The organism is Enterobacter sp. 120016 (genome assembly GCF_018383635.1).
Classification (GTDB): Bacteria; Pseudomonadota; Gammaproteobacteria; order Enterobacterales; family Enterobacteriaceae; genus Enterobacter; species Enterobacter asburiae_D.
On record NZ_JAHAWC010000013.1, the window covers coordinates 57,167 to 76,864 of the forward strand.

The following is a 19,698-nucleotide window of genomic DNA, read 5'->3' on the forward strand; positions in this document are numbered from 1 at the left end:
CCTCGGAGGTATTTAAACAATGAATAAAATCCTGTTAGTTGATGATGACCGAGAGCTCACATCCCTTTTAAAGGAGTTGCTCGACATGGAAGGTTTCAACGTCCTGGTTGCCCATGATGGCGAGCAGGCGCTGAGTCTCCTTGACGACAGCATCGATTTACTTTTGCTCGACGTGATGATGCCGAAGAAAAACGGCATTGATACGTTGAAAGAGCTTCGCCAGACACACCAGACCCCCGTTATCATGCTGACCGCACGCGGCAGCGAACTTGACCGCGTACTCGGCCTTGAGCTGGGCGCGGATGACTATTTACCGAAGCCGTTTAACGACCGTGAACTGGTTGCCCGTATTCGCGCTATCCTGCGTCGTTCCCACTGGAGCGAGCAGCAGCAAAATACCGACAACAGCTCACCTACCCTTGAAGTCGACTCCCTGAGCCTGAACCCGGGCCGTCAGGAAGCGAGCTTTGATGGCCAGACGCTGGAACTGACCGGCACGGAGTTCACCCTGCTGTATCTGCTGGCGCAGCACCTCGGCCAGGTGGTATCGCGTGAACATTTAAGTCAGGAAGTGCTGGGCAAACGTCTGACCCCGTTTGACCGCGCCATCGACATGCACATCTCTAACCTGCGCCGTAAGCTGCCGGAGCGTAAAGACGGTCATCCATGGTTTAAAACCCTGCGTGGTCGCGGTTATCTGATGGTTTCCGCTTCATGATAGGAAGCTTAACCGCCCGCATCTTCGCCATCTTCTGGCTGACGCTGGCACTGGTTTTAATGCTCGTACTGATGTTGCCAAAACTCGACTCACGCCAGATGACGGAGCTTCTCGACAGCGAGCAACGTCAGGGCGTGATGATCGAACAGCACGTGGAAGCCGAGCTGGCAAACGATCCGCCGAACGATTTAATGTGGTGGCGCAGGCTGTTTCGCGCTATCGACAAGTGGGCGCCGCCCGGACAACGCCTGCTGCTGGTGACCAGCGAAGGCCGCGTCATTGGGGCCGATCGCAATGAAATGCAGATTATCCGCAACTTCATTGGCCAGGCGGATAACGCCGATCATCCCCAGAAGAAGAAATATGGCCGCGTAGAAATGGTGGGGCCTTTCTCCGTCAGAGACGGAGAGGATAACTATCAGCTCTACCTGATCCGTCCGGCGAGCAACTCCCAGTCTGATTTTATCAACCTGCTGTTTGACCGCCCTCTCCTGCTGCTGATTGTCACCATGCTGGTCAGCTCGCCGCTGCTGTTATGGCTGGCGTGGAGCCTGGCAAAACCGGCGCGTAAGCTGAAGAATGCCGCCGATGAAGTGGCGCAGGGTAACCTGCGACAACACCCTGAACTGGAAGCCGGACCGCAGGAGTTCCTTGCCGCCGGGACCAGTTTTAACCAGATGGTGAGCGCTCTCGATCGCATGATGACCGCACAGCAACGTCTGCTGTCGGATATCTCGCACGAGCTGCGTACCCCGCTTACGCGCTTGCAGCTTGGCACCGCGCTCCTGCGCCGCCGCAGCGGTGAGAGCAAAGAGCTGGAGCGTATTGAGACGGAAGCTCACCGCCTGGACAGCATGATCAACGATCTGCTGGTGATGTCGCGCAATCAGCAGAAAAACGCGCTGGTGAGCGAAACGGTGAAAGCCAATCACCTGTGGCACGAGGTGCTGGACAACGCGGCGTTCGAAGCGGAACAGATGGGTAAATCCTTCACCGTCAACTTCCCGCCGGGCCCGTGGCCGCTGTACGGTAACCCCAACACGCTGGAAAGCGCGCTGGAGAACATCGTGCGTAACGCCCTGCGCTACTCGCATACCAAGATTGAGGTGGCTTTCTCGGTGGATAAAGACGGGATTACGGTCATTGTCGATGACGACGGCCCCGGCGTCAGCCCGGAAGACCGCGAGCAGATTTTCCGTCCGTTCTACCGTACCGACGAAGCGCGCGACCGGGAATCGGGTGGTACGGGACTGGGTCTGGCGATTGTTGAAACCGCCATGCAGCAGCACCGTGGCTGGGTGAAAGCCGACGACAGCCCGCTGGGTGGACTACGGTTAACGCTGTGGCTACCGTTGTATAAGCGTTCGTAGCTGTTAGTGCCGGGTGGCGGCTTCGCCTTACCCGGCCTACTTGCTGCGAAGGACTACTTTCCCCACAATCTCCGCGAATTATCCTCGATCTTGCTGCTTAAACGCCGCTTCTGCATCGTTCTTGTCCAGCTGGTGGATAACCCCGCCGCCGACAGCAGGCGATGATACTGCTCGTCATCAAACGGCATATGCCAGGCAATGGCGCAGGCGTCATAAACAGACACATCGCTCAGGCGCGACGCCAGCTCAAGCGGCGCGTCCGCTGAAACCTGCCCAGCCAGCACCACGCGGTACAGCCAACCGGTTTTGCCTGCTGTTTGCAGCTGGGCAGACATATCCTGAATGCCGAAATGGTAGTTGAGCTTGAAGCACGGCGAGCGTGGCTGCGTCACCTGAATCAGGGCATCGCCCCAGCGGTAGATATCACCGATAAACACGTTCTTTTCGGTGAGCCCTTCGGTGGAGAGATTCTCGCCAAACGCGGGGGCGACGAAGAGGTCCGCCTGCTCGGGGAACTCGGTTTTCCAGTGCTGATAGTGTTCGCGGGGATAGTGGCACAGCGCGCGCTCGGGCCCGCCGTGGATTTTCTTTTCGGCCTGCTCGTCACCCGCCAGCCCGAGGTCGGTTAGCGTCAGCTCGCCGTCGACCTGAATTTTGGCGATGGCGCTCGGGCGGCTGCCGTCGTACTCCCTTACCTTGCCTGTAAACACGTTCACCGGGTAATGCATTGCTGCCTCCATTACGCAGATACAAAAAAAGCGAGTCATAAGACTCGCTTCTCACAGGCGTCAATGCAACCTTATTTTTTAGCGGCGAAACGTGCTGCTGCTTCGTCCCAGTTCACCACGTCCCAGAAGGCTTTGATGTAGTCCGGGCGACGGTTCTGGAATTTCAGGTAGTAAGCGTGTTCCCACACGTCCAGGCCCACGATTGGGAAGCCGGATGCGCCAGAAATTGCTTCACCCATCAGCGGGGAGTCCTGGTTAGCAGTAGACACTACCGCCAGCTTGTCGCCTTTCAGAACCAGCCACGCCCAGCCAGAGCCGAAACGGGTTGCAGCGGCTTTTTCGAATTCCGCTTTGAAGTTGTCAACAGAACCGAAGTCGCGCTCGATAGCCGCTTTCAGGTCGCCCTGTAGGGTGGTACCGGTCTTCAGGCCTTTCCAGAACAGGCTGTGGTTTGCGTGGCCGCCAGCGTTGTTACGCAGAACGGTTTTCTTGTCCGCTGGCAGCTGGTCCAGCTTGGTGATCAGCTCTTCAGCAGACAGGTTAGCGAACTCTGGCAGGCTTTCCAGCGCGGCGTTCGCGTTGTTCACATAGGTCTGGTGGTGTTTAGTGTGATGGATTTCCATCGTCTGCTTGTCGAAATGCGGTTCCAGTGCGTCGTAGGCATACGGCAGGGATGGCAGTGTATAACTCATAATCCTCTCCATTATTGTCGGGCGGCACAGCTGTTAATGCCGCGTAAGCAGTTGGTTCATTATAGTTAATTAAATGATATTGAAAATGATTATCAATGCCGTAGTTTTTATATGGTTATTCGTTTTTCGATTAATAGCGGAAATGTGCGTCTGCTCACGCGGTTAACGTGCTGATTGCCATCCAGAACACATGTGCGGCAACCTTCTGAAGGTTCCCAAACCGCCTAATTTTTACACTCCTCAAGTCGGTGGGAAGCCACTGACGATAAAAACGATGAGGGTGTAAAAATGAATCATGCGATTACGATGGGTATCTTCTGGCATTTGATAGGCGCTGCCAGTGCAGCCTGTTTCTATGCTCCGTTTAAAAAAGTGAGGGGCTGGTCATGGGAAACCATGTGGTCCGTTGGCGGGATCGTGTCCTGGCTGATTTTGCCCTGGACCATTAGCGCCATGCTGCTGCCCGATTTCTGGGGCTACTTCTCCTCCTTCAGCGCCTCCACCCTGCTGCCGGTGTTCCTGTTCGGCGCGATGTGGGGCGTCGGCAACATCAACTATGGCCTCACCATGCGCTATCTCGGCATGTCGATGGGCATTGGTATCGCGATTGGCATCACGCTGATCGTCGGTACCCTGATGACGCCAATTCTCAACGGCAATTTCGACGTGCTTATTCATACTCAGGGTGGGCGGATGACGCTCCTGGGCGTGCTGGTGGCGGTCATTGGCGTAGGAATTGTCACTCGCGCGGGGCAGTTGAAAGAGCGCAAGATGGGCATTAAGGCCGAAGATTTTAACCTGAAGAAAGGCCTGCTGCTGGCGGTCATGTGCGGCATCTTCTCGGCCGGCATGTCGTTCGCCATGAACGCCGCCAAACCGATGCACGAGGCGGCTGCCGCGCTGGGCGTCGACCCGCTGTACGTTGCGCTGCCAAGCTATGTCGTGATTATGGGTGGAGGCGCAATGGTTAACCTGGGCTTCTGCTTCATTCGTCTGGCAAAAGTCAAAAACCTGTCGGTAAAAACCGATTTCTCGCTGGCAACATCGCTCATCATCACCAACGTGCTGCTCTCCGCGCTCGGCGGCCTGATGTGGTATTTGCAGTTCTTCTTCTACGCCTGGGGCCACGCCAGCATTCCGGCGCAGTACGACTACATAAGCTGGATGCTGCACATGAGCTTCTACGTGCTTTGCGGCGGGCTGGTAGGGCTGGTGCTGAAAGAGTGGAAGAACGCCGGACGTCGTCCGGTTGGCGTACTGAGCCTCGGCTGCGTGGTGATTATTATCGCTGCCAATATCGTCGGCCTCGGCATGGCAAATTGATTACGACCCTTTTCGACTGCGATGACGCCACTGTACCGGCGTCATCCCCACCTCGCGGTTAAACACCACTGAAAAGTAGTTACTGTCCTCAAAGCCGCAGCACATCGCTACATCGCTGACCATCCATTCCGTATGCTGGAGGAGATATTGTGCATGGCAGATGCGCAGCTGGCGCAGATAGTGGTTCACCGTCATCCCGGTCAGGGTGCGGAACTGCTGGCGCAGCGCGCGCTCGCTGCACTGTTCCTGCTCGCAGAATTTCTCCAGTACAAAGTTTTTATTCAGGCTGCCCGCAAGCCGGGTGATGAGCTTATCCAACAGCGCTTCCTGCGTCGTGGCGGAGGGGTTATCAGTGGCGTAACGGTGGCGCTTCAACGTCATCACCAGCTGGGCGAAAAGCAACTCCGCCAGCTGGTTAGACACCGGGTCGTTTTTCTGGCTCTCCTGCTCCAGTTGAGAAATAACCTGCCGGACCTGAGCCATGCCGTTACTACTTAAGCGCCAGTGCGGAGAACCCTTAGCATCATGAAAGCCTGGAATGTTCGCGGCCCAGTCCACGTTAAGCCTGAGCCTGTCCGGACAGTAAATAACGTTCTGCAGCACCAGGTCGTTAACCGAGGCGTAGGAGTGTTTATCCTCCGCGCGAATATAGAACAGATCGCCGCGCGTAATGCGGTAGGGACGGTCGTTGAGGATGTGCAGGCCGTTACCGCGCCACACCAGCACCAGCTCGCAAAACTCGTGGGTATGTTCGGCAAACACGTCTTGCGGGTAGCGATCGGCCACCGTGACGGCCTGACTCGCGGAGGCATAAAAATCATCTTTGCGAAGAATTAACTGAGCAGCCACACCACGACCTCTACGCCGAATAACCTGACACTATTAGCTTTTTTGCGGAAATAAAACGGTGACTGCCCTCGCGTTACTGAAGCATCGCGTCTTTCCCCTGACGAATATCGCGCGGCGACCAGCTAAATTCCCGGCGAAACAGCGTTGAAAAGTGATTGCTGTCGCCAAAACCGCAGCAGTAGGCAATATCTGTGACGCTTTCGTCGGTATGACGTAAAAGATGACGCGCTTTGATGAGACGCAGACGGTTAAGGTAGCGCTGCGGCGTCAGCCCGGTGTGCTGCTTAAGCTGGCGATGCAGGGTGCGCAGCGACAGTGAAAAATCATCCGCCAGCGTTTCCCAGCAGACGTCCTCGGCGAAATGATCTTCCAGCCAGGCCATCAGATGGTTCAGGCGCGCGTTGTTATCTTCCAGCCCTTCCACCAGGCTGCTGCGGCGCAGCAGCACCAGAAGCTGCATAAACAGCAGTTCGCGCGTGGCAATGGCGTGCGTCTCCTGCCCGTCCTCGCTCTTCTCCATCTGGCCCACCAGCTGACGCACCTGCTGCAGGATGGACTGATTCACCCGCCAGTGCGACGGATAGTGTCCGTCCTGCTCCTGGGGCAACAGCTGATTCAGCCCCGAAAGAAACTGGAACGCGTCCGGGGAACGGTAGAGCACGTTAGTCAGATACAGGTTGTCGGTATGTTCATACAGGTGCCGATCGTGGTCGCGCACGAAGCACACCGTACCGCCGCTGATGGTATAGGGCTGGCCATTGAAGACATGAATACCCGTCCCGCGTTCAACAATCACAATCTCATGAAAATCATGATGATGCTCCGGGAACGCGGCCTGAGGAAGCCGCGGCTCAATCGCGACGGGCGAACCTCCTGAAGGAAAAAAATCCACGCAGTGCAGTACGGTCATAACGGCCCCCACCAATGAAAAATGTTCTCAAAATAGTAATTAAGGCCTCCCGCGCTCACCTTCAATTTTTGGCAGTAAACCTCGCAAAAGCTGTCCATTTTTCAAGAAACAGGGGGAAAGATCGGGAAATGCGGCCAGCGTCACACTGCCTGAGAATCCCGCCGCTGCCGGAAACTGTGAACTCCCTCACATTCATCTTTGCTTTCTTGCCAGCGCGAGATTTGGCCTGTCAGTGGTGAGAAGGTGACTTTTTCTTCCCTTTTTTACACTCACCGCTAATGACTTAAGAAAGGACCCGACCATGACTTTTCGCCATTGTGTGGCTGTCGATTTAGGCGCATCCAGCGGCCGCGTAATGCTCGCGAGCTGGGACCGTGAGCAGCACACGCTTTCGCTTCGCGAAATGCACCGTTTCGCCAACTGCCTGCAAAAGCAGGACGGTTTTGAGGCCTGGGATATCGATGCCCTGGAGGCGGAGATCCGTATCGGACTGAACAACGTCTGCGACGATGGCATTCGCATCGACAGCATCGGCATTGATACCTGGGGCGTGGACTACGTTCTGCTTGATAGCCATGGCGAGCGCGTCGGCCTGCCGGTTTCTTATCGCGACAGCCGCACAGACGGCCTGATGGCGCACGCTATCGCCCAGCTTGGCAAGGACAACATCTACGGGCGCAGCGGCATCCAGTTTCTGCCGTTTAACACGCTTTATCAGCTGCGTGCCCTGGTCGAGCAACAGCCGGAGCTGGTCGCGGACGTGGCCCATGCGCTGCTGATCCCGGACTACCTGAGCTATCGCCTGACCGGCAACATGAACTGGGAATATACCAACGCCACCACCACGCAGCTGGTCAATATCAACTCGGATAGCTGGGATGAACATCTGCTGGCCTGGACGGGGGCATCGCCTTCCTGGTTCGGCACCCCAACCCACCCGGGTAATGTGATCGGTCACTGGATTTGCCCCCAGGGGAACGCAATCCCCGTCGTTGCCGTCGCCAGCCACGATACCGCCAGCGCGGTGATAGCGTCCCCACTTGCGAGTAAAGACGCGGCGTACCTCTCGTCCGGCACCTGGTCGCTGATGGGCTTTGAGAGCAAAACCCCGTACGCCAGCGATGCCGCGATGGCCGCAAACATTACCAACGAAGGCGGTGCCGAAGGGCGCTACCGCGTACTGAAAAACATCATGGGGCTGTGGCTGCTCCAGCGGGTGCTGAAAGAGCAGAACGTTACCGACCTGCCTGCGCTTATCGCCGAAACCGAGAAGCTGAAGGCCTGCACGTTCCTGATCAACCCGAACGATGACCGCTTTATCAATCCGGCGCATATGAGCGCCGAAATCCAGGCCGCCTGCGTTGAGGGCGGGCAGCCGGTGCCGTCCAGCCCTTCCGAACTGGCGCGGTGCATTTTTGACAGCCTCGCCCTGCTGTATGCCGACATCCTCAGCGAGCTGGCCGATCTGCGCGGCAAGCCGTTCAGCCAGCTGCATATCGTGGGCGGCGGCTGCCAGAACCAGCTGCTGAACCAGCTCTGCGCGGATGCCTGCGGCATTACCGTGGTGGCAGGTCCCGTGGAGGCCTCCACGCTCGGCAATATCGGCATCCAGCTGATGACCCTGGACGAACTTTCCAACGTTGACGACTTCCGTTCGGTGGTAGCGGCGAACGCCAGTCTGACCACCTTTACCCCCAATCCCTGCCGTGAAATTGCCCGCTTTCGGGCGCAGTTTCAGCAAAACCGACTGACTAAGGAGCTTTGCGCATGACCACTCAATTAGAACAAGCCTGGGGCCTGGCTAAACAGCGTTTCGCCGCCGTCGGCGTGGATGTCGAAGAGGCGCTGCGCCAGCTCGACCGTCTGCCCGTCTCCATGCACTGCTGGCAGGGCGATGACGTCGCCGGTTTCGAGAACCCAGGCGGTTCCCTGACGGGTGGTATTCAGGCCACGGGTAACTACCCGGGCAAAGCGCGTAACGCGACCGAACTGCGCGCCGACCTGGAGCTGGCGCTGAGCCTAATCCCGGGGCCAAAACGCCTGAACCTGCACGCGATTTATCTCGAATCCGACGAGCCGGTGGCGCGCAACGAAATCAAACCGGAGCACTTTAAGAACTGGGTAGAGTGGGCCAAAGCCAACAGGCTGGGCCTGGACTTTAATCCGTCCTGCTTCTCACATCCGCTGAGCGCGGACGGTTTTACCCTCGCCCACGCGGACGACGACATCCGCCAGTTCTGGATCGACCACGTGAAGGCCAGCCGCCGCGTCTCGGCGTATTTCGGCGAGCAGCTCGGCACGCCGTCGGTGATGAACATCTGGATCCCGGACGGCATGAAGGACATCACCGTCGATCGTCTGGCTCCGCGCCAGCGCCTGCTGGCCGCGCTGGATGAGGCCATCAGCGAGAAGCTGGACCCGGCGCACCACATCGACGCCGTAGAGAGCAAGCTCTTCGGCATTGGCGCCGAGAGCTACACCGTTGGCTCGAACGAGTTCTATATGGGTTACGCCACCAGCCGCCAGACCGCGCTGTGCCTGGATGCTGGCCACTTCCATCCGACCGAGGTGATCTCCGACAAAATCTCCGCCGCCATGCTCTACGTGCCGCGCCTGCTGCTGCACGTCAGCCGTCCGGTGCGCTGGGACAGCGACCACGTGGTGCTGCTGGATGACGAAACCCAGGCGATCGCCAGCGAAATCATCCGTCACGACCTCTTTGACCGCGTGCACATCGGCCTCGACTTCTTCGATGCCTCCATCAACCGCATCGCGGCGTGGGTTATCGGCACCCGCAACATGAAGAAAGCCCTGCTGCGCGCGCTGCTGGAGCCTGTCGCCGCGCTAAAACAGCTGGAGGCTAACGGCGACTACACCGCACGTCTGGCGCTGCTGGAAGAGCAGAAATCCCTGCCGTGGCAGGCGGTGTGGGAGATGTACTGCCAGCGTAACGACGCCCCGGCGGGCAGCCAGTGGCTGGACAACGTGCGGGCGTATGAGAAAGACGTTCTCGCCGCTCGTCAGTAAAAACATCGCCCGGCGGCGCGTTGCTTGCCGGGCCTACAGCTAAGCGTAGGCCGGGTAAGCGCAGCGCCACCCGGCATTTTCAAAGGAACCACACAGTATGCAGACCATCACCACTTCCTGGTTCGTCCAGGGCATGATCAAAGCCACCTCCGACGCCTGGCTGAAGGGCTGGGACGAGCGCAACGGCGGCAACCTGACGCTGCGCCTGGACGACGCGGATATCGAACCGTTCGCCGCCGATTTCCACCAGACGCCGCGCTATATCGCGCTGAGCCAGCCGATGCCGCTGCTCGCCAACACGCCGTTTATCGTCACCGGCTCCGGCAAGTTCTTCCGCAACGTCCAGCTCGACCCGGAGGCCAACCTCGGCCTGGTGAAAGTGGACAGCGACGGCGCGGGCTACCACATTCTGTGGGGCCTGACCGACGAGGCGGTGCCCACCTCCGAACTGCCTGCGCACTTCCTCTCCCACTGCGAGCGCATCAAGGCGACTCACGGCAAAGACCGCGTGATCATGCACTGCCACGCCACCAACCTGATCGCCCTGACCTACGTGCTGGAAAACAGCGCCGACTTCATCACCCGCAAACTGTGGGAAGGCAGCACCGAGTGTCTGGTGGTATTCCCGGACGGCGTGGGCATTCTGCCGTGGATGGTGCCGGGTACCGACGAAATCGGCCAGGCAACCGCCGTGGATATGCAGAAGCATTCCCTGGTGCTGTGGCCGTTCCACGGCGTCTTCGGCAGCGGCCCAACGCTGGATGAAACCTTTGGCCTGATCGACACCGCCGAGAAATCAGCGGAAGTGCTGGTGAAGGTGTACTCCATGGGCGGCATGAAGCAAACCATCACCCGGGAAGAACTGATCGCACTGGGCAAACGCTTTGGCGTGAGCCCGTTGCAATCCGCGCTGGATTTGTACGCATAACGCTTTCGCAGAAAAAACGTTGATCGTTAAGGAAAATTATCATGAGCTTTATGTTGGCACTTCCAAAAATCAGCCTTCACGGCGCGGGCGCAATCGGCGATATGGTCAACCTGGTAGCGAACAAGCAGTGGGGAAAAGCGCTGATTGTTACCGACGGCCAGCTGGTAAAGCTGGGCCTGCTCGACAGCCTGTTTACCTCTCTGGACGCCCATCAGATGTCCTATCACCTGTTCGACGAGGTGTTCCCGAACCCGACGGAAGCGCTAGTGCAAAAAGGATTTTCGGCTTACCGGGACGCGGAGTGTGATTACGTGATTGCCTTCGGCGGCGGCAGCCCGATTGATACCGCCAAGGCGATTAAAATCCTCACCGCCAACCCCGGCCCGTCAACCGATTATTCCGGCGTCGGCAAGGTGAAAAATGCGGGCGTGCCGCTGGTGGCGATCAACACCACCGCAGGCACGGCGGCGGAGATGACCAGCAATGCGGTGATCATCGACTCCGCGCGTCAGGTGAAAGAGGTGATTATTGACCCGAACATTATCCCGGACATCGCCGTGGACGATGCCAGCGTGATGCTCGATATTCCCGCCTCCGTGACCGCCGCAACCGGTATGGATGCCTTGACCCACGCCATTGAAGCCTACGTCTCCGTCGGCGCGCACCCGCTGACCGACGCCAACGCGCTGGAAGCGATTCGCCTGATCAACCTGTGGCTGCCGGAAGCAGTCGACAACGGCCATAACCTTGAGGCACGCGAGCAGATGGCGTTTGGTCAGTATCTGGCGGGCATGGCGTTTAACAGTGCGGGTCTCGGCCTTGTGCATGCTCTGGCGCACCAGCCGGGCGCGACCCACAACCTGCCGCACGGCGTGTGCAACGCCATCCTGCTGCCGGTCATCGAAAACTTTAACCGCCCGAACGCAGTCGTCCGCTTCGCCCGCGTGGCGCAGGCGATGGGCGTCGATACGCGCGGCATGAGCGATGAAGCCGCCAGCATGTCCGCCATTCAGGCGATTCGCGACCTGAGCGCTCGCGTCGGTATCCCTGCGGGCTTCAGCCAGCTCGGCGTAACCAAAGCCGATATTGAAGGCTGGCTGGATAAAGCCCTCGCCGATCCGTGTGCGCCGTGCAATCCGCGCACCGCCAGCCGCGATGAGGTCCGTGAGCTGTACCTGGAGGCTTTATGATCCGCAAAGCGTTTGTGATGCAGGTAAACCCGGACGCGCACGAGGAGTACGCGCGTCGCCACAACCCGATTTGGCCCGAGCTTGAATCGGTGTTGAAAGACCATGGCGCACACCACTACGCCATTTATCTCGATAAAGCCCGCAACCTGCTGTTTGCGACCGTAGAGATTGAATCGGAGGAGCGCTGGAGCGCGGTAGCGAATACCGACGTCTGCCAGCGCTGGTGGAAATATATGGGCGACGTCATGCCGTCGAACCCGGATAACAGCCCGGTGAGTGCGGAGCTTAAAGAGGTCTTTTACCTGGACTGATGTGTTAACGCCGCTGCCCCCGCGGCGGCGGCAATCTCCCGCCTGCTGCTCAGCGTAAACGCCGACACCACCGTAATCGCCAGCACGAAACAGCCCAGCATCAGATACGTCTCCTGGAAGCCGATCCGGTCATACATATTCCCGGCAAAAGCGGAGAGAATAATCGCCGCCGACTGTTTGGCGAACTGGAAGCCGATCAGGTAAATGGTGGCCGACAGCCGGGTATCAAACACCCCGGTGATGTACTTGAAGGCGCCCACCAGCAGGAACGGGACTTCCAGCGCGTGCAGCATCTTGAGGGCAATCACCTCCACGGCGGTGGTGGCGAACGACGAGCCGATAATGCGCGTCGCCATAATCACCCCGGCGATCAGCAGCGTGTTCTTCGCGCCGATGCGGTTAATGATCCACGGCGAGCAGAACATGATGATAGCGTTACAAATCTCCCCCGCAGTCGTTGCGAAACCAAAGGCGCGGGTGCCTTCCTGCGGCGTGGCGAAGAAGGTTTTGAAGAAGGTGGCAAACTGCTGATCGAAAACGTCATACACGCAGGCCACGCCAATCACGTAGAGGATAAACATCCACATTCTGCGCTGGCGGAACAGGTTGAACACGGTTTTTGCGGTGATTTGCGGCTGGTTCGCGCCCAGGGCATCCATGACCTGCGCCGTCTGGTTGGGCTTCGGCTTCGCGACCACCAGCAGGAGCATCAGCAGCAATGCCGCTCCCGATCCCATCCAGAAAACATACGATGGATCGATGCCGAACAGGATGCCGCCCGTTGAGGCGCACAAGCCCCAGCCGAGACAGCCAAACATCCGCGCCTTGCCGTATTCAAAGAAGCTGTTGCGGCTCACGCGTTCAATGTAGGCCTCAATGGCCCCCGATCCGGCCGAGAAGACAAAGCCGATATACAGCCCGCCGCTCAGCGCGCCCAGCCAGATATTGGCTTTCAGCAGCGGCGCGAAGACGTACAGGAAGAACGGTGCGAACAGAAACAGCAGCACCGCGATGATCCACAGCAGGTGTTTTTTCAGCCCCAGCTTGTCCGAAATGACGCCCAGTAGCGGCTGGAAGGCGATGGCCGACAGCGAGATGCAGGAGAAGACAATCCCGGTATGGGTTTTATTCAGGCCGATGATGTCCGACAGCCAAATCGGCAGGAACGGAAAGCAGGTGGCCATGATGAAGAAGTAGAGAAAGAAGAACAGCCCGAAGATCCAGAAGTTAGGGTTGTCTTTGTGGGTACAGGTTGTTGTGTTCATTATTTTTATCCTCAACGGAGGGCCAGTTCCCCGGCCCGTCACCCTTACACGCGTTCGACGCCAATCAGAATGGCGGTTTCCGGATCCAGAATCGGCAGCGCAATGCCCGCCTGCATCAGCCACTCGCCGCTCACCGTTTGCGGCGTTTCCATCCACTCTGGCAGCTTACGCATGGTGTGCCCTCCCTTGCCCGTAATCTGTATATTCGGGTGATCGAGCAGCGTGACGCGGTACCGCGCACTGGCCTCCAGCCCCGCCATGCGCAGCGGCATCATCAGGGTGTAGTCCGGCATCGCGAGCTGGCTGACCATAAACAGCCCCTGCGTCTTATCTTCGCTCACAATCCCCTGCGCCAGCGTGGTGGCATCCGGCATATCAATACGCCACTGGGTACCGTGGTGAATGACCTCCCGCCACTGCTTGTGCAGCGCGGCGTAATGGCGATAGCCTTCGCGCTCCTGTGCGTCCACGGTGAGCGGATCCAGTTCCAGCCCCATATGGCCGAACAGCGCCGTCAGACCACGGAACTGGATGCTGTGCTGGCGGAAGGTGGCGTGACATTTATGATGACCGATATGCGCGCCCATCACCTCCGGCGGGAAGAAGTAGCTCATGCCGCGCTGGATGGAGCTGCGCTCCAGCGCGTCGTTGTTGTCGGACGCCCAGAAGCGGTGGCTGCGGGTCAGTACGTCATAATCAATGCGTCCGCCGCCGGATGAGCACGATTCAAACTCAATGTGCGGGAAGCGCTCGCCCAGCATGTCCAGCAGGCGGTAAAACTGGCGGGTCTGGGCGTCGGCGGCGGCTTTACCGTTGTGTCCCGGCTGCACCAGCTCGCGGTTCATGTCCCACTTCACGTAGTCGACCGCATGCTCGCCCAGCAGCCAGCTGATGCGCTCCACGAGGTAGTCAAAGGCCTCCGGGATGTTGAGATTGAGCACCAGCTGGTGTCGTCCGGTCGCCTGGGGATAGCCCGGCAGCGCCAGCACCCAGTCAGGGTGCGCACGGTACAAATCGGAATCCGGGTTGATCATCTCTGGCTCAACCCAGATGCCAAACTCCATGCCGAGCCGTTTGACGTGGTCGATCACCGGCGTCAGGCCGTTCGGGTATTTCTTCTCGTCCAGATACCAGTCGCCCAGCGCGGCATGGTCGTCATTACGGCCTTTGAACCAGCCGTCGTCGATAATAAAGCGTTCCACCCCAAGCGCCGCGGCCTCGTCGGCCATGCGCATGATGTAGTCCGGATCGTGGTTGAAGTAGATCCCTTCCCAGGTATTGAGGTGCACCGGGCGCGGTTTGTTTTCCGGGAAGCGGATGATGTTGTCGCGCAGGTAGCGGTGGAACGGCTGGCTCATGCCGTTCAGGCCCTGCGTGGAGTAGCTGGCATACAGGCGCGGCGTCCAGAGCGTATCGCCCTCCTCAACCGCCATTTCACCCGGCAGGTAGAGCGCTTCGGCCTGCAGATAGCGACGACCGTCGGTTTTCGCTTCCGCGCGCAGGCGGTGATTACCGCTCCAGCCCAGATGCACGCCCCAGACGTCGCCCTGCATTTCGCTGAACGACGGCGTACCGGCAATCAGCGCCGGGAAGTGCTCGTGGGAGGTTTTACCCCGACGGTTTTCAATCACGAAGCTGTCGTGTTCAAGCTTTACGCGGTGCGGCTGAAATTCTCTGATCCATCGTCCGTGGAAGGCCATCACTTCCTGCGCACGCTCGGCCACCGGCAGCGTGACGGCGAAACGGTCCACCTGCCAGGGGATCGCTTTCAGGTTCGTTAAACCGTGACGAACCACCAGCACGCCGCTGGCATCCAGCGCCAGCTCGCTGGTCAGGCGCAGTCCCGCATGCTCATCTTCGGCGGTTATCGTCAGGGTGTTTACGTCCTGCTGCACCTGCGTGGTTTTGAACACCGGGGAACCGTCCAGCCCCTGGCGATGTCCCTCAATGCCCGGCGAGCCAAACAGGCCGTGTCCCAGCTCGGCCATCAGCGTGACCGGGGAGTCAACGTCCAGCCTGCCGTTGGCAACAGGGCGCGCAATGCTCAGCGCATCCTGCGGCGAAAAGTGCTGAAGGTGCGGCCCCCAGTAGAGAATTTCGGCGAACGGATGGGTTTTAATCACCACGTCTACCGTCGTGGTTTCGAGACGTAAAACGGAATCTTGCATCAGACATCTCCTGTCATCGGGATGATCTGAGTGTTGATCCGAAACGTTTCGGATACAAACCAAAACGTTTCGGATCTGTGATCGGGTTAGGAATTTTTGTGGGTTTAGGCCGTCTGGCCCGGAGAGAATTCTGGCTGCCAGAGCACCTGAAGCTGTTCAATATCGTCGCCGTTAATCAGCTGGCGCACCATATCAGCAATCTGTTTCCCGACTCCCTGGCGGGTGGACTGGATCACCGACGCCACGTCGATATCGACGATGCTGTCCTGCGGCAGTCCGTCATAGACCACCAGCGCGACGGCGTTGTCGCCGGATAAACGCCCCAGCTGTGCCAGCGCCATCGCCGCGCCGTCGCCGTGGGTGTTGCAGTCGGTGATGATGGCCGTGGGCGGCTGCGGCAGGGCAAGGAGTTCTCTCGTGGTGGCATACCCGACGCGGCGCGAAGGCGGCATGGCGCGCAGCCATTCGCTGGAAAGCCCGGCTTCCCGCAGGGCGTCCAGATAGCCCTGACGGCGCTGGGTGATAAACGCCTGATTGTTGCTTTCGCCAAGTAGCGCGATACGCTGATGGCCTTTCTCGATCAGCCAGCGGGTAGCCTGATGCGTACCGGCGTAGTTGTCGAAGTCAAACCACGCGTACGGCTGCGGAAGGTGGCTGCGCCCGAGCGCCAGGAAAGGAAAACCGGCGGCCTGCAGCTGCTCAAGACGGGGATCGTGATCCAGCGTGTGCGCCACGATCAGCGCGTCGACGCGGCGGCTTTGCACCATGCGCATATAGCTGTGCTTATCCGCCAGATCGTCGTCGGCGATAAGCAATAGGTCGATCTCATGTCGCGCCAGTTCGTGGCTAATTTCGCCGACCATGTCCATAAATACGCTGTTATTGAGCGGAACAGGGTGTACGGGAAACACCAGCCCGACGGCGTCAATTTTGCCCATCTTCAGGCGGCGGGCGAAGGTGTTCGGTCGGTAACCACGGCGCTGGGCCTCTGCTTCCACGCGTGCGCGCGTCTCGGCGGAGACGTCGTCATATCCGTTGAGGGCGCGGCTGACGGTGGTGACTGACAGCCCCAGTTCTTTGGCAATGGCTTTAAGCGACATGAGTTTCCGTATCTCTGTTAGTTTTGTTCCGCCACCAGCAGCGCGTGCGTATCCGGCTCCAGCGCCTTAAAGATATGCGGCAGATCGGCGGGATAACAGATGTAATCTCCCGGGCCGAGCTCTTCCGCCGCGTCGATCAGGCCGACTAACGCGCGCCCCTGCGTCACAATAATATGTTCAACGGACCCCGGCGGATGCGGCTGGGAAATGCGGTCTGCGCCCGGCTGGGTAAGCAGGAGGTATACGTCGCGTCGCGCGCCAGGCGGACATGCCGCCAGCAGTATCGCCTCGTAGTTGGCCTGTCCGGCAACGACCTTCGTCCCTTCACCGCGACGGATCACCTGAGTGGTAGGCTGCTGTGGTTCGAGCAGGCGAGCGAAGGGGATATCCAGCGCCACGCAAAGCGACCACAGCGTTTCCAGGCTCGGGTTACCGTTGCCGGACTCAAGCTGAGAAAGCGTGGATTTGGCGATCCCGGCGCGGCGAGCGATTTCCGCCAGTGAAAGTCCGGTTCGCAGGCGTTCTCGCACCAGGCTTTTGGCGATTACGCTGATTGGCTGCGTCATAAAACGGCCCTTTTGTTCTATAAATCGAACGAATCGTTCATCTTGAAAAACACCTCTGTTGCGTTCATTATAATGGATACACGTTCGATATGGCTAAAAATGTATGAAGCATCATCTCTCTTGCCTGAAAGGCGACACCATAAAAGCAATCATCCTGGTCTGCCTCGCGGTCGGCGTGGTCGGGATGTCATACGGCTCCCTGGCGATGGCCTACGGTTTCCCGGTCTGGGTACCGTTTGTACTCTCCATCACCGTACTCGCGGGCGCGTCTGAGTTCATGTTTATCGGCATTGTGGCAAGCGGCGGTAATCCGCTGGCGGCCGCGGCCGCGGGGTTGCTGGTCAACGCGCGGCACGTGCCGTTTGGCGTGACGGTACGTGAACTGGTTGGCAAACGTGGCCTGAGCCTTTTGGGCTGCCACATCATGAACGACGAAAGCGTGGTCTTTGGCCTGTCGCAAAAAACGCCCGAACAGCGCAAAGCGGCGTACTGGTTATGTGGTTTAGGCGTGGCGATTGTCTGGCCGCTGGGGGCCCTGCTGGGTGCCATGGTCGGCAAACTGCTGCCGGATCCGGAAACCATTGGCCTGGATGCGGTATTCCCGGCCATATTACTGGCGCTGGTGGTTCCCGCGTTTAAAAACCGAACCACGCTCATCCGCGCCTGCAGCGGTGCCGTTGTGTCGCTGGCCGCCGTACCGTTTGCCCCGGTGGGATTACCGGTGCTGCTCTCTTTACTGGGTCTCGCTGCGAGGAAAAAATAATGGGAAATATGACGTTTTTTATTCTCGGCATCGCCCTTTTGTCTGCGGGAACGTATCTGATGCGTCTTGGCGGGGCGAAACTGGGCAGCAGGCTGGCATTGTCAGAGCGTTCGCAGGCGCTGCTGTCAGATGCGGCAACGGTATTGCTGTTTTCCGTGGCGCTGGCGACCACGTTTTATGAAGGTGACCACTTTGCCGGCATGGCGCGCGTGCTGGGCGTGGCGTTCGCGGTGTTTCTGGCCTGGCGGAAGATGCCGTTAATTGTGGTGATCGTAGCGGCGGCAGTGGTAACCGCGCTGCTGCGCGTGGCGGGCATAAGCTAAAAAAGCGCCCCGAGGGCGCTCTTTCGACGGTGGGACGGCTTATTTAGTCAGTTCAGCAGTCATGTGTACGCGGTTACCTGAGAACGCCTGGGTAATTTTGTAAGATGACGCGCCGGCTTCCTGAGCCTGAGCCGCGATTTTCGCTTCTGCGCCGTCAATGGTCGACGCGGTTGCGGTCACGGTCTGAGCAGCGAAAGAACCGAAAGAAGCAGCCAGAGCGATTACAGCGACAAAAGTTTTGATGCTTTTCATGATATAAACCCTTTCATTAAGTTGTTTAGGTAAGGCACCGTGCCTTGATGAGATAAATACTAGACCTCATCATGAACAACTAAAAGCGGAAGGATTTGCTATTATCATTCAAAATTATTGACTAAAAATTAATCGCTGTGGATGGGTATAAACGGTCGCCCTTCCCGGCTTGCAGAAGCCCACCAGCGTCAGGTTGCAGCGCGCCGCCACCTCCACCGCCAGCGTCGTTGCGGCTGAGACCGCAAACAGAATTTCCACACCGCACACCGCGGATTTTTGCACCATCTCATAGCTGGCGCGGCTGGAAACGAGTGCCGCCCCCTGCTTCCAGACGTCACTTTCACGCGCCCGGCGACCAAGCAGCTTATCCAGGGCCACGTGGCGACCAACGTCCTCATGCCCCCCGGCAATATCCCCCGACGGCAACACCCATGCCGCCGCGTGCGTGCAGCCGCTCAGCTGGCCGATGGGCTGTACATCGTTCAAATGCTCGAGCGCATGGTCGAGGTGAGCCAGATCAAAGGTCTGAGTAAACGGCAGTGGCGCAACGGGTTTGCCAATATCATTGAGCTGCTCAACGCCACAGACGCCGCAGCCGGTACGCCCGGCCAGCGCGCGGCGGCGCTCTTTCAGCCCCATAAAGCGGCGGCTGGAGAGTTCGATTTGCACTTCAAGGCCGTTGCAAGCCTGCACCACGTCCATGCCGTAGATCTCCTGCGGATGGTCGATGATGCCTTCCGAGAGGGAAAAACCGATGGCGAACAGCTCAAGATCCTTCGGCGAAGCCATCATCACCACGTGGGAGATACCGTTGTAAACGAGCGCAACGGGCACTTCTTCCGCCAGAAAATCCGGCGTGGCATGGGTGATGTGGGGCGGTCTGTGTACCGACAGTTCCACAATGCCCGCAGGCAGTGGTGACGAGTGGGGAGCACGGTTTTGTTTAGACACAGCGGTATTCCTGAACAACCACGGAGGTGAGCCTGCTATTGCAGCATAATCCACAGGCTGTACGCATAGTATGGATCAACTTTTCAACAATCATTCTCCTACTCATTTAGAAGGGGTGCAACCCGACACCCGCTACACCCCTTTAACAAGCGGAGCTGTTAATGTGATCGATATCACACTTTATAATCAACATGGTGATAATACGTTCACTTTGTATTAACGCCATTAGAACAGCTGTACCGACATTGTGGTATTCTGATGATA

Annotated in this window: 20 protein-coding genes; 10 read left to right on the forward strand and 10 right to left on the reverse strand. The window is 58.6% G+C overall.

The window, feature by feature from the left end; genetic code table 11:
• The first annotated feature begins 19 nt into the window (after nt 1-19).
• The gene (gene cpxR / locus KIF87_RS17295; protein WP_006179159.1) at nt 20-718 is read left to right on the forward strand and encodes an envelope stress response regulator transcription factor CpxR; all 699 of its coding nucleotides are present in this window, start codon (nt 20-22) and stop codon (nt 716-718) included.
• Nucleotides 715-2,088, forward strand: coding sequence for an envelope stress sensor histidine kinase CpxA (gene cpxA / locus KIF87_RS17300; protein WP_023309731.1), 1,374 nt, complete (start codon nt 715-717; stop codon nt 2,086-2,088). Before cpxR ends, cpxA begins: the two co-directional genes overlap by 4 nt.
• Nucleotides 2,089-2,141: 53 nt before the next feature.
• Here the strand turns inward: cpxA and yiiM are convergent, their stop codons facing one another.
• Nucleotides 2,142-2,816, reverse strand: coding sequence for a 6-hydroxyaminopurine reductase (gene yiiM, locus KIF87_RS17305; protein ID WP_213329793.1), 675 nt, complete (start codon nt 2,814-2,816; stop codon nt 2,142-2,144).
• A 71-nt stretch (nt 2,817-2,887) separates the two neighbouring features.
• Nucleotides 2,888-3,508 (reverse strand): superoxide dismutase [Mn], encoded by a 621-nt coding sequence (gene sodA, locus KIF87_RS17310; protein ID WP_010436906.1) that lies wholly within the window; start codon nt 3,506-3,508, stop codon nt 2,888-2,890.
• A 288-nt stretch (nt 3,509-3,796) separates the two neighbouring features.
• Here sodA and rhaT point away from each other — a divergent pair, with 288 nt between their 5' ends.
• On the forward strand, nt 3,797-4,831 hold the full coding sequence (gene rhaT, locus KIF87_RS17315) for an L-rhamnose/proton symporter RhaT (protein ID WP_213329795.1): 1,035 nt from the start codon (nt 3,797-3,799) through the stop codon (nt 4,829-4,831).
• On the opposite strand, the gene rhaR is transcribed toward rhaT, so the two are convergent.
• Nucleotides 4,832-5,680 (reverse strand): HTH-type transcriptional activator RhaR, encoded by an 849-nt coding sequence (rhaR, locus tag KIF87_RS17320; protein ID WP_213329797.1) that lies wholly within the window; start codon nt 5,678-5,680, stop codon nt 4,832-4,834.
• 73 nt (nt 5,681-5,753) lie between these two features.
• On the reverse strand, nt 5,754-6,590 hold the full coding sequence (gene rhaS / locus KIF87_RS17325; protein ID WP_121423270.1) for an HTH-type transcriptional activator RhaS: 837 nt from the start codon (nt 6,588-6,590) through the stop codon (nt 5,754-5,756).
• A gap of 301 nt (nt 6,591-6,891) precedes the next feature.
• On the opposite strand from rhaS, the gene rhaB reads away from it, so the two are divergent.
• The 5 genes from rhaB (at nt 6,892) to rhaM (ending at nt 12,046) form a co-directional block, all read left to right on the forward strand.
• Entirely contained in the window at nt 6,892-8,361 is a 1,470-nt protein-coding gene (rhaB, locus tag KIF87_RS17330) for a rhamnulokinase (protein WP_213329798.1), read from the forward strand.
• Nucleotides 8,358-9,617 carry an L-rhamnose isomerase gene (gene rhaA, locus KIF87_RS17335; protein WP_213329800.1) on the forward strand — a complete coding sequence of 420 codons (1,260 nt, stop codon included), beginning with the start codon at nt 8,358-8,360 and terminating at the stop codon, nt 9,615-9,617. The genes rhaB and rhaA overlap by 4 nt, the downstream gene beginning before the upstream one ends.
• 97 nt (nt 9,618-9,714) lie before the next feature.
• Nucleotides 9,715-10,545, forward strand: a complete 831-nt coding sequence (rhaD, locus tag KIF87_RS17340; RefSeq protein WP_213329802.1) for a rhamnulose-1-phosphate aldolase — start codon at nt 9,715-9,717, stop codon at nt 10,543-10,545.
• Nucleotides 10,546-10,586: 41 nt separating this feature from the next.
• Nucleotides 10,587-11,735, forward strand: a complete 1,149-nt coding sequence (gene fucO, locus KIF87_RS17345) for a lactaldehyde reductase (RefSeq protein ID WP_213329803.1) — start codon at nt 10,587-10,589, stop codon at nt 11,733-11,735.
• Nucleotides 11,732-12,046, forward strand: a complete 315-nt coding sequence (rhaM, locus tag KIF87_RS17350; RefSeq protein ID WP_213329805.1) for an L-rhamnose mutarotase — start codon at nt 11,732-11,734, stop codon at nt 12,044-12,046. The genes fucO and rhaM overlap by 4 nt, the downstream gene beginning before the upstream one ends.
• On the opposite strand, the gene KIF87_RS17355 is transcribed toward rhaM, so the two are convergent.
• The 4 genes from KIF87_RS17355 to KIF87_RS17370 form a co-directional block, all read right to left on the reverse strand.
• Nucleotides 12,034-13,311, reverse strand: a complete 1,278-nt coding sequence (locus KIF87_RS17355) for an MFS transporter (RefSeq protein ID WP_121423264.1) — start codon at nt 13,309-13,311, stop codon at nt 12,034-12,036. The two genes, rhaM and KIF87_RS17355, sit on opposite strands and share 13 nt — an antisense overlap.
• 44 nt (nt 13,312-13,355) lie before the next feature.
• Nucleotides 13,356-15,479, reverse strand: coding sequence for an alpha-galactosidase (locus tag KIF87_RS17360; RefSeq protein ID WP_213329807.1), 2,124 nt, complete (start codon nt 15,477-15,479; stop codon nt 13,356-13,358).
• A 104-nt stretch (nt 15,480-15,583) separates the two neighbouring features.
• Nucleotides 15,584-16,579, reverse strand: a complete 996-nt coding sequence (locus KIF87_RS17365) for a LacI family DNA-binding transcriptional regulator (RefSeq protein WP_213329809.1) — start codon at nt 16,577-16,579, stop codon at nt 15,584-15,586.
• Nucleotides 16,580-16,596: 17 nt separating this feature from the next.
• Nucleotides 16,597-17,145, reverse strand: a complete 549-nt coding sequence (locus tag KIF87_RS17370; protein ID WP_033146956.1) for a helix-turn-helix domain-containing protein — start codon at nt 17,143-17,145, stop codon at nt 16,597-16,599.
• A gap of 103 nt (nt 17,146-17,248) precedes the next feature.
• On the opposite strand from KIF87_RS17370, the gene KIF87_RS17375 reads away from it, so the two are divergent.
• Together KIF87_RS17375 and KIF87_RS17380 are read left to right on the forward strand one after the other, a co-directional pair.
• The gene (locus KIF87_RS17375; RefSeq protein ID WP_047646952.1) at nt 17,249-17,908 is read left to right on the forward strand and encodes an AzlC family ABC transporter permease; all 660 of its coding nucleotides are present in this window, start codon (nt 17,249-17,251) and stop codon (nt 17,906-17,908) included.
• On the forward strand, nt 17,908-18,231 hold the full coding sequence (locus KIF87_RS17380) for an AzlD domain-containing protein (RefSeq protein ID WP_213329811.1): 324 nt from the start codon (nt 17,908-17,910) through the stop codon (nt 18,229-18,231). The genes KIF87_RS17375 and KIF87_RS17380 overlap by 1 nt, the downstream gene beginning before the upstream one ends.
• A 39-nt stretch (nt 18,232-18,270) precedes the next feature.
• Here the strand turns inward: KIF87_RS17380 and KIF87_RS17385 are convergent, their stop codons facing one another.
• Nucleotides 18,271-18,483: a YdgH/BhsA/McbA family protein gene (locus KIF87_RS17385; RefSeq protein WP_047345526.1), complete on the reverse strand. Its 213-nt coding sequence runs from the start codon at nt 18,481-18,483 to the stop codon at nt 18,271-18,273.
• 114 nt (nt 18,484-18,597) lie between these two features.
• Complete coding sequence (gene fdhD, locus KIF87_RS17390; RefSeq protein ID WP_213329813.1) at nt 18,598-19,434, reverse strand: formate dehydrogenase accessory sulfurtransferase FdhD; 837 nt, start codon at nt 19,432-19,434, stop codon at nt 18,598-18,600.
• Nucleotides 19,435-19,698: the final 264 nt, after the last annotated feature.

Coding starts and splice junctions, on each gene's coding strand:
- cpxR (WP_006179159.1), top strand. CDS start 20: ATGAATAAAATCCTGTTAGTTGATGATGACCGAGAGCTCACATCCCTT.
- cpxA (WP_023309731.1), top strand. CDS start 715: ATGATAGGAAGCTTAACCGCCCGCATCTTCGCCATCTTCTGGCTGACG.
- yiiM (WP_213329793.1), bottom strand. CDS start 2,816: ATGCATTACCCGGTGAACGTGTTTACAGGCAAGGTAAGGGAGTACGAC.
- sodA (WP_010436906.1), bottom strand. CDS start 3,508: ATGAGTTATACACTGCCATCCCTGCCGTATGCCTACGACGCACTGGAA.
- rhaT (WP_213329795.1), top strand. CDS start 3,797: ATGAATCATGCGATTACGATGGGTATCTTCTGGCATTTGATAGGCGCT.
- rhaS (WP_121423270.1), bottom strand. CDS start 6,590: ATGACCGTACTGCACTGCGTGGATTTTTTTCCTTCAGGAGGTTCGCCC.
- rhaB (WP_213329798.1), top strand. CDS start 6,892: ATGACTTTTCGCCATTGTGTGGCTGTCGATTTAGGCGCATCCAGCGGC.
- rhaA (WP_213329800.1), top strand. CDS start 8,358: ATGACCACTCAATTAGAACAAGCCTGGGGCCTGGCTAAACAGCGTTTC.
- rhaD (WP_213329802.1), top strand. CDS start 9,715: ATGCAGACCATCACCACTTCCTGGTTCGTCCAGGGCATGATCAAAGCC.
- fucO (WP_213329803.1), top strand. CDS start 10,587: ATGAGCTTTATGTTGGCACTTCCAAAAATCAGCCTTCACGGCGCGGGC.
- rhaM (WP_213329805.1), top strand. CDS start 11,732: ATGATCCGCAAAGCGTTTGTGATGCAGGTAAACCCGGACGCGCACGAG.
- KIF87_RS17355 (WP_121423264.1), bottom strand. CDS start 13,311: ATGAACACAACAACCTGTACCCACAAAGACAACCCTAACTTCTGGATC.
- KIF87_RS17360 (WP_213329807.1), bottom strand. CDS start 15,479: ATGCAAGATTCCGTTTTACGTCTCGAAACCACGACGGTAGACGTGGTG.
- KIF87_RS17365 (WP_213329809.1), bottom strand. CDS start 16,579: ATGTCGCTTAAAGCCATTGCCAAAGAACTGGGGCTGTCAGTCACCACC.
- KIF87_RS17370 (WP_033146956.1), bottom strand. CDS start 17,145: ATGACGCAGCCAATCAGCGTAATCGCCAAAAGCCTGGTGCGAGAACGC.
- KIF87_RS17375 (WP_047646952.1), top strand. CDS start 17,249: ATGAAGCATCATCTCTCTTGCCTGAAAGGCGACACCATAAAAGCAATC.
- KIF87_RS17380 (WP_213329811.1), top strand. CDS start 17,908: ATGGGAAATATGACGTTTTTTATTCTCGGCATCGCCCTTTTGTCTGCG.
- KIF87_RS17385 (WP_047345526.1), bottom strand. CDS start 18,483: ATGAAAAGCATCAAAACTTTTGTCGCTGTAATCGCTCTGGCTGCTTCT.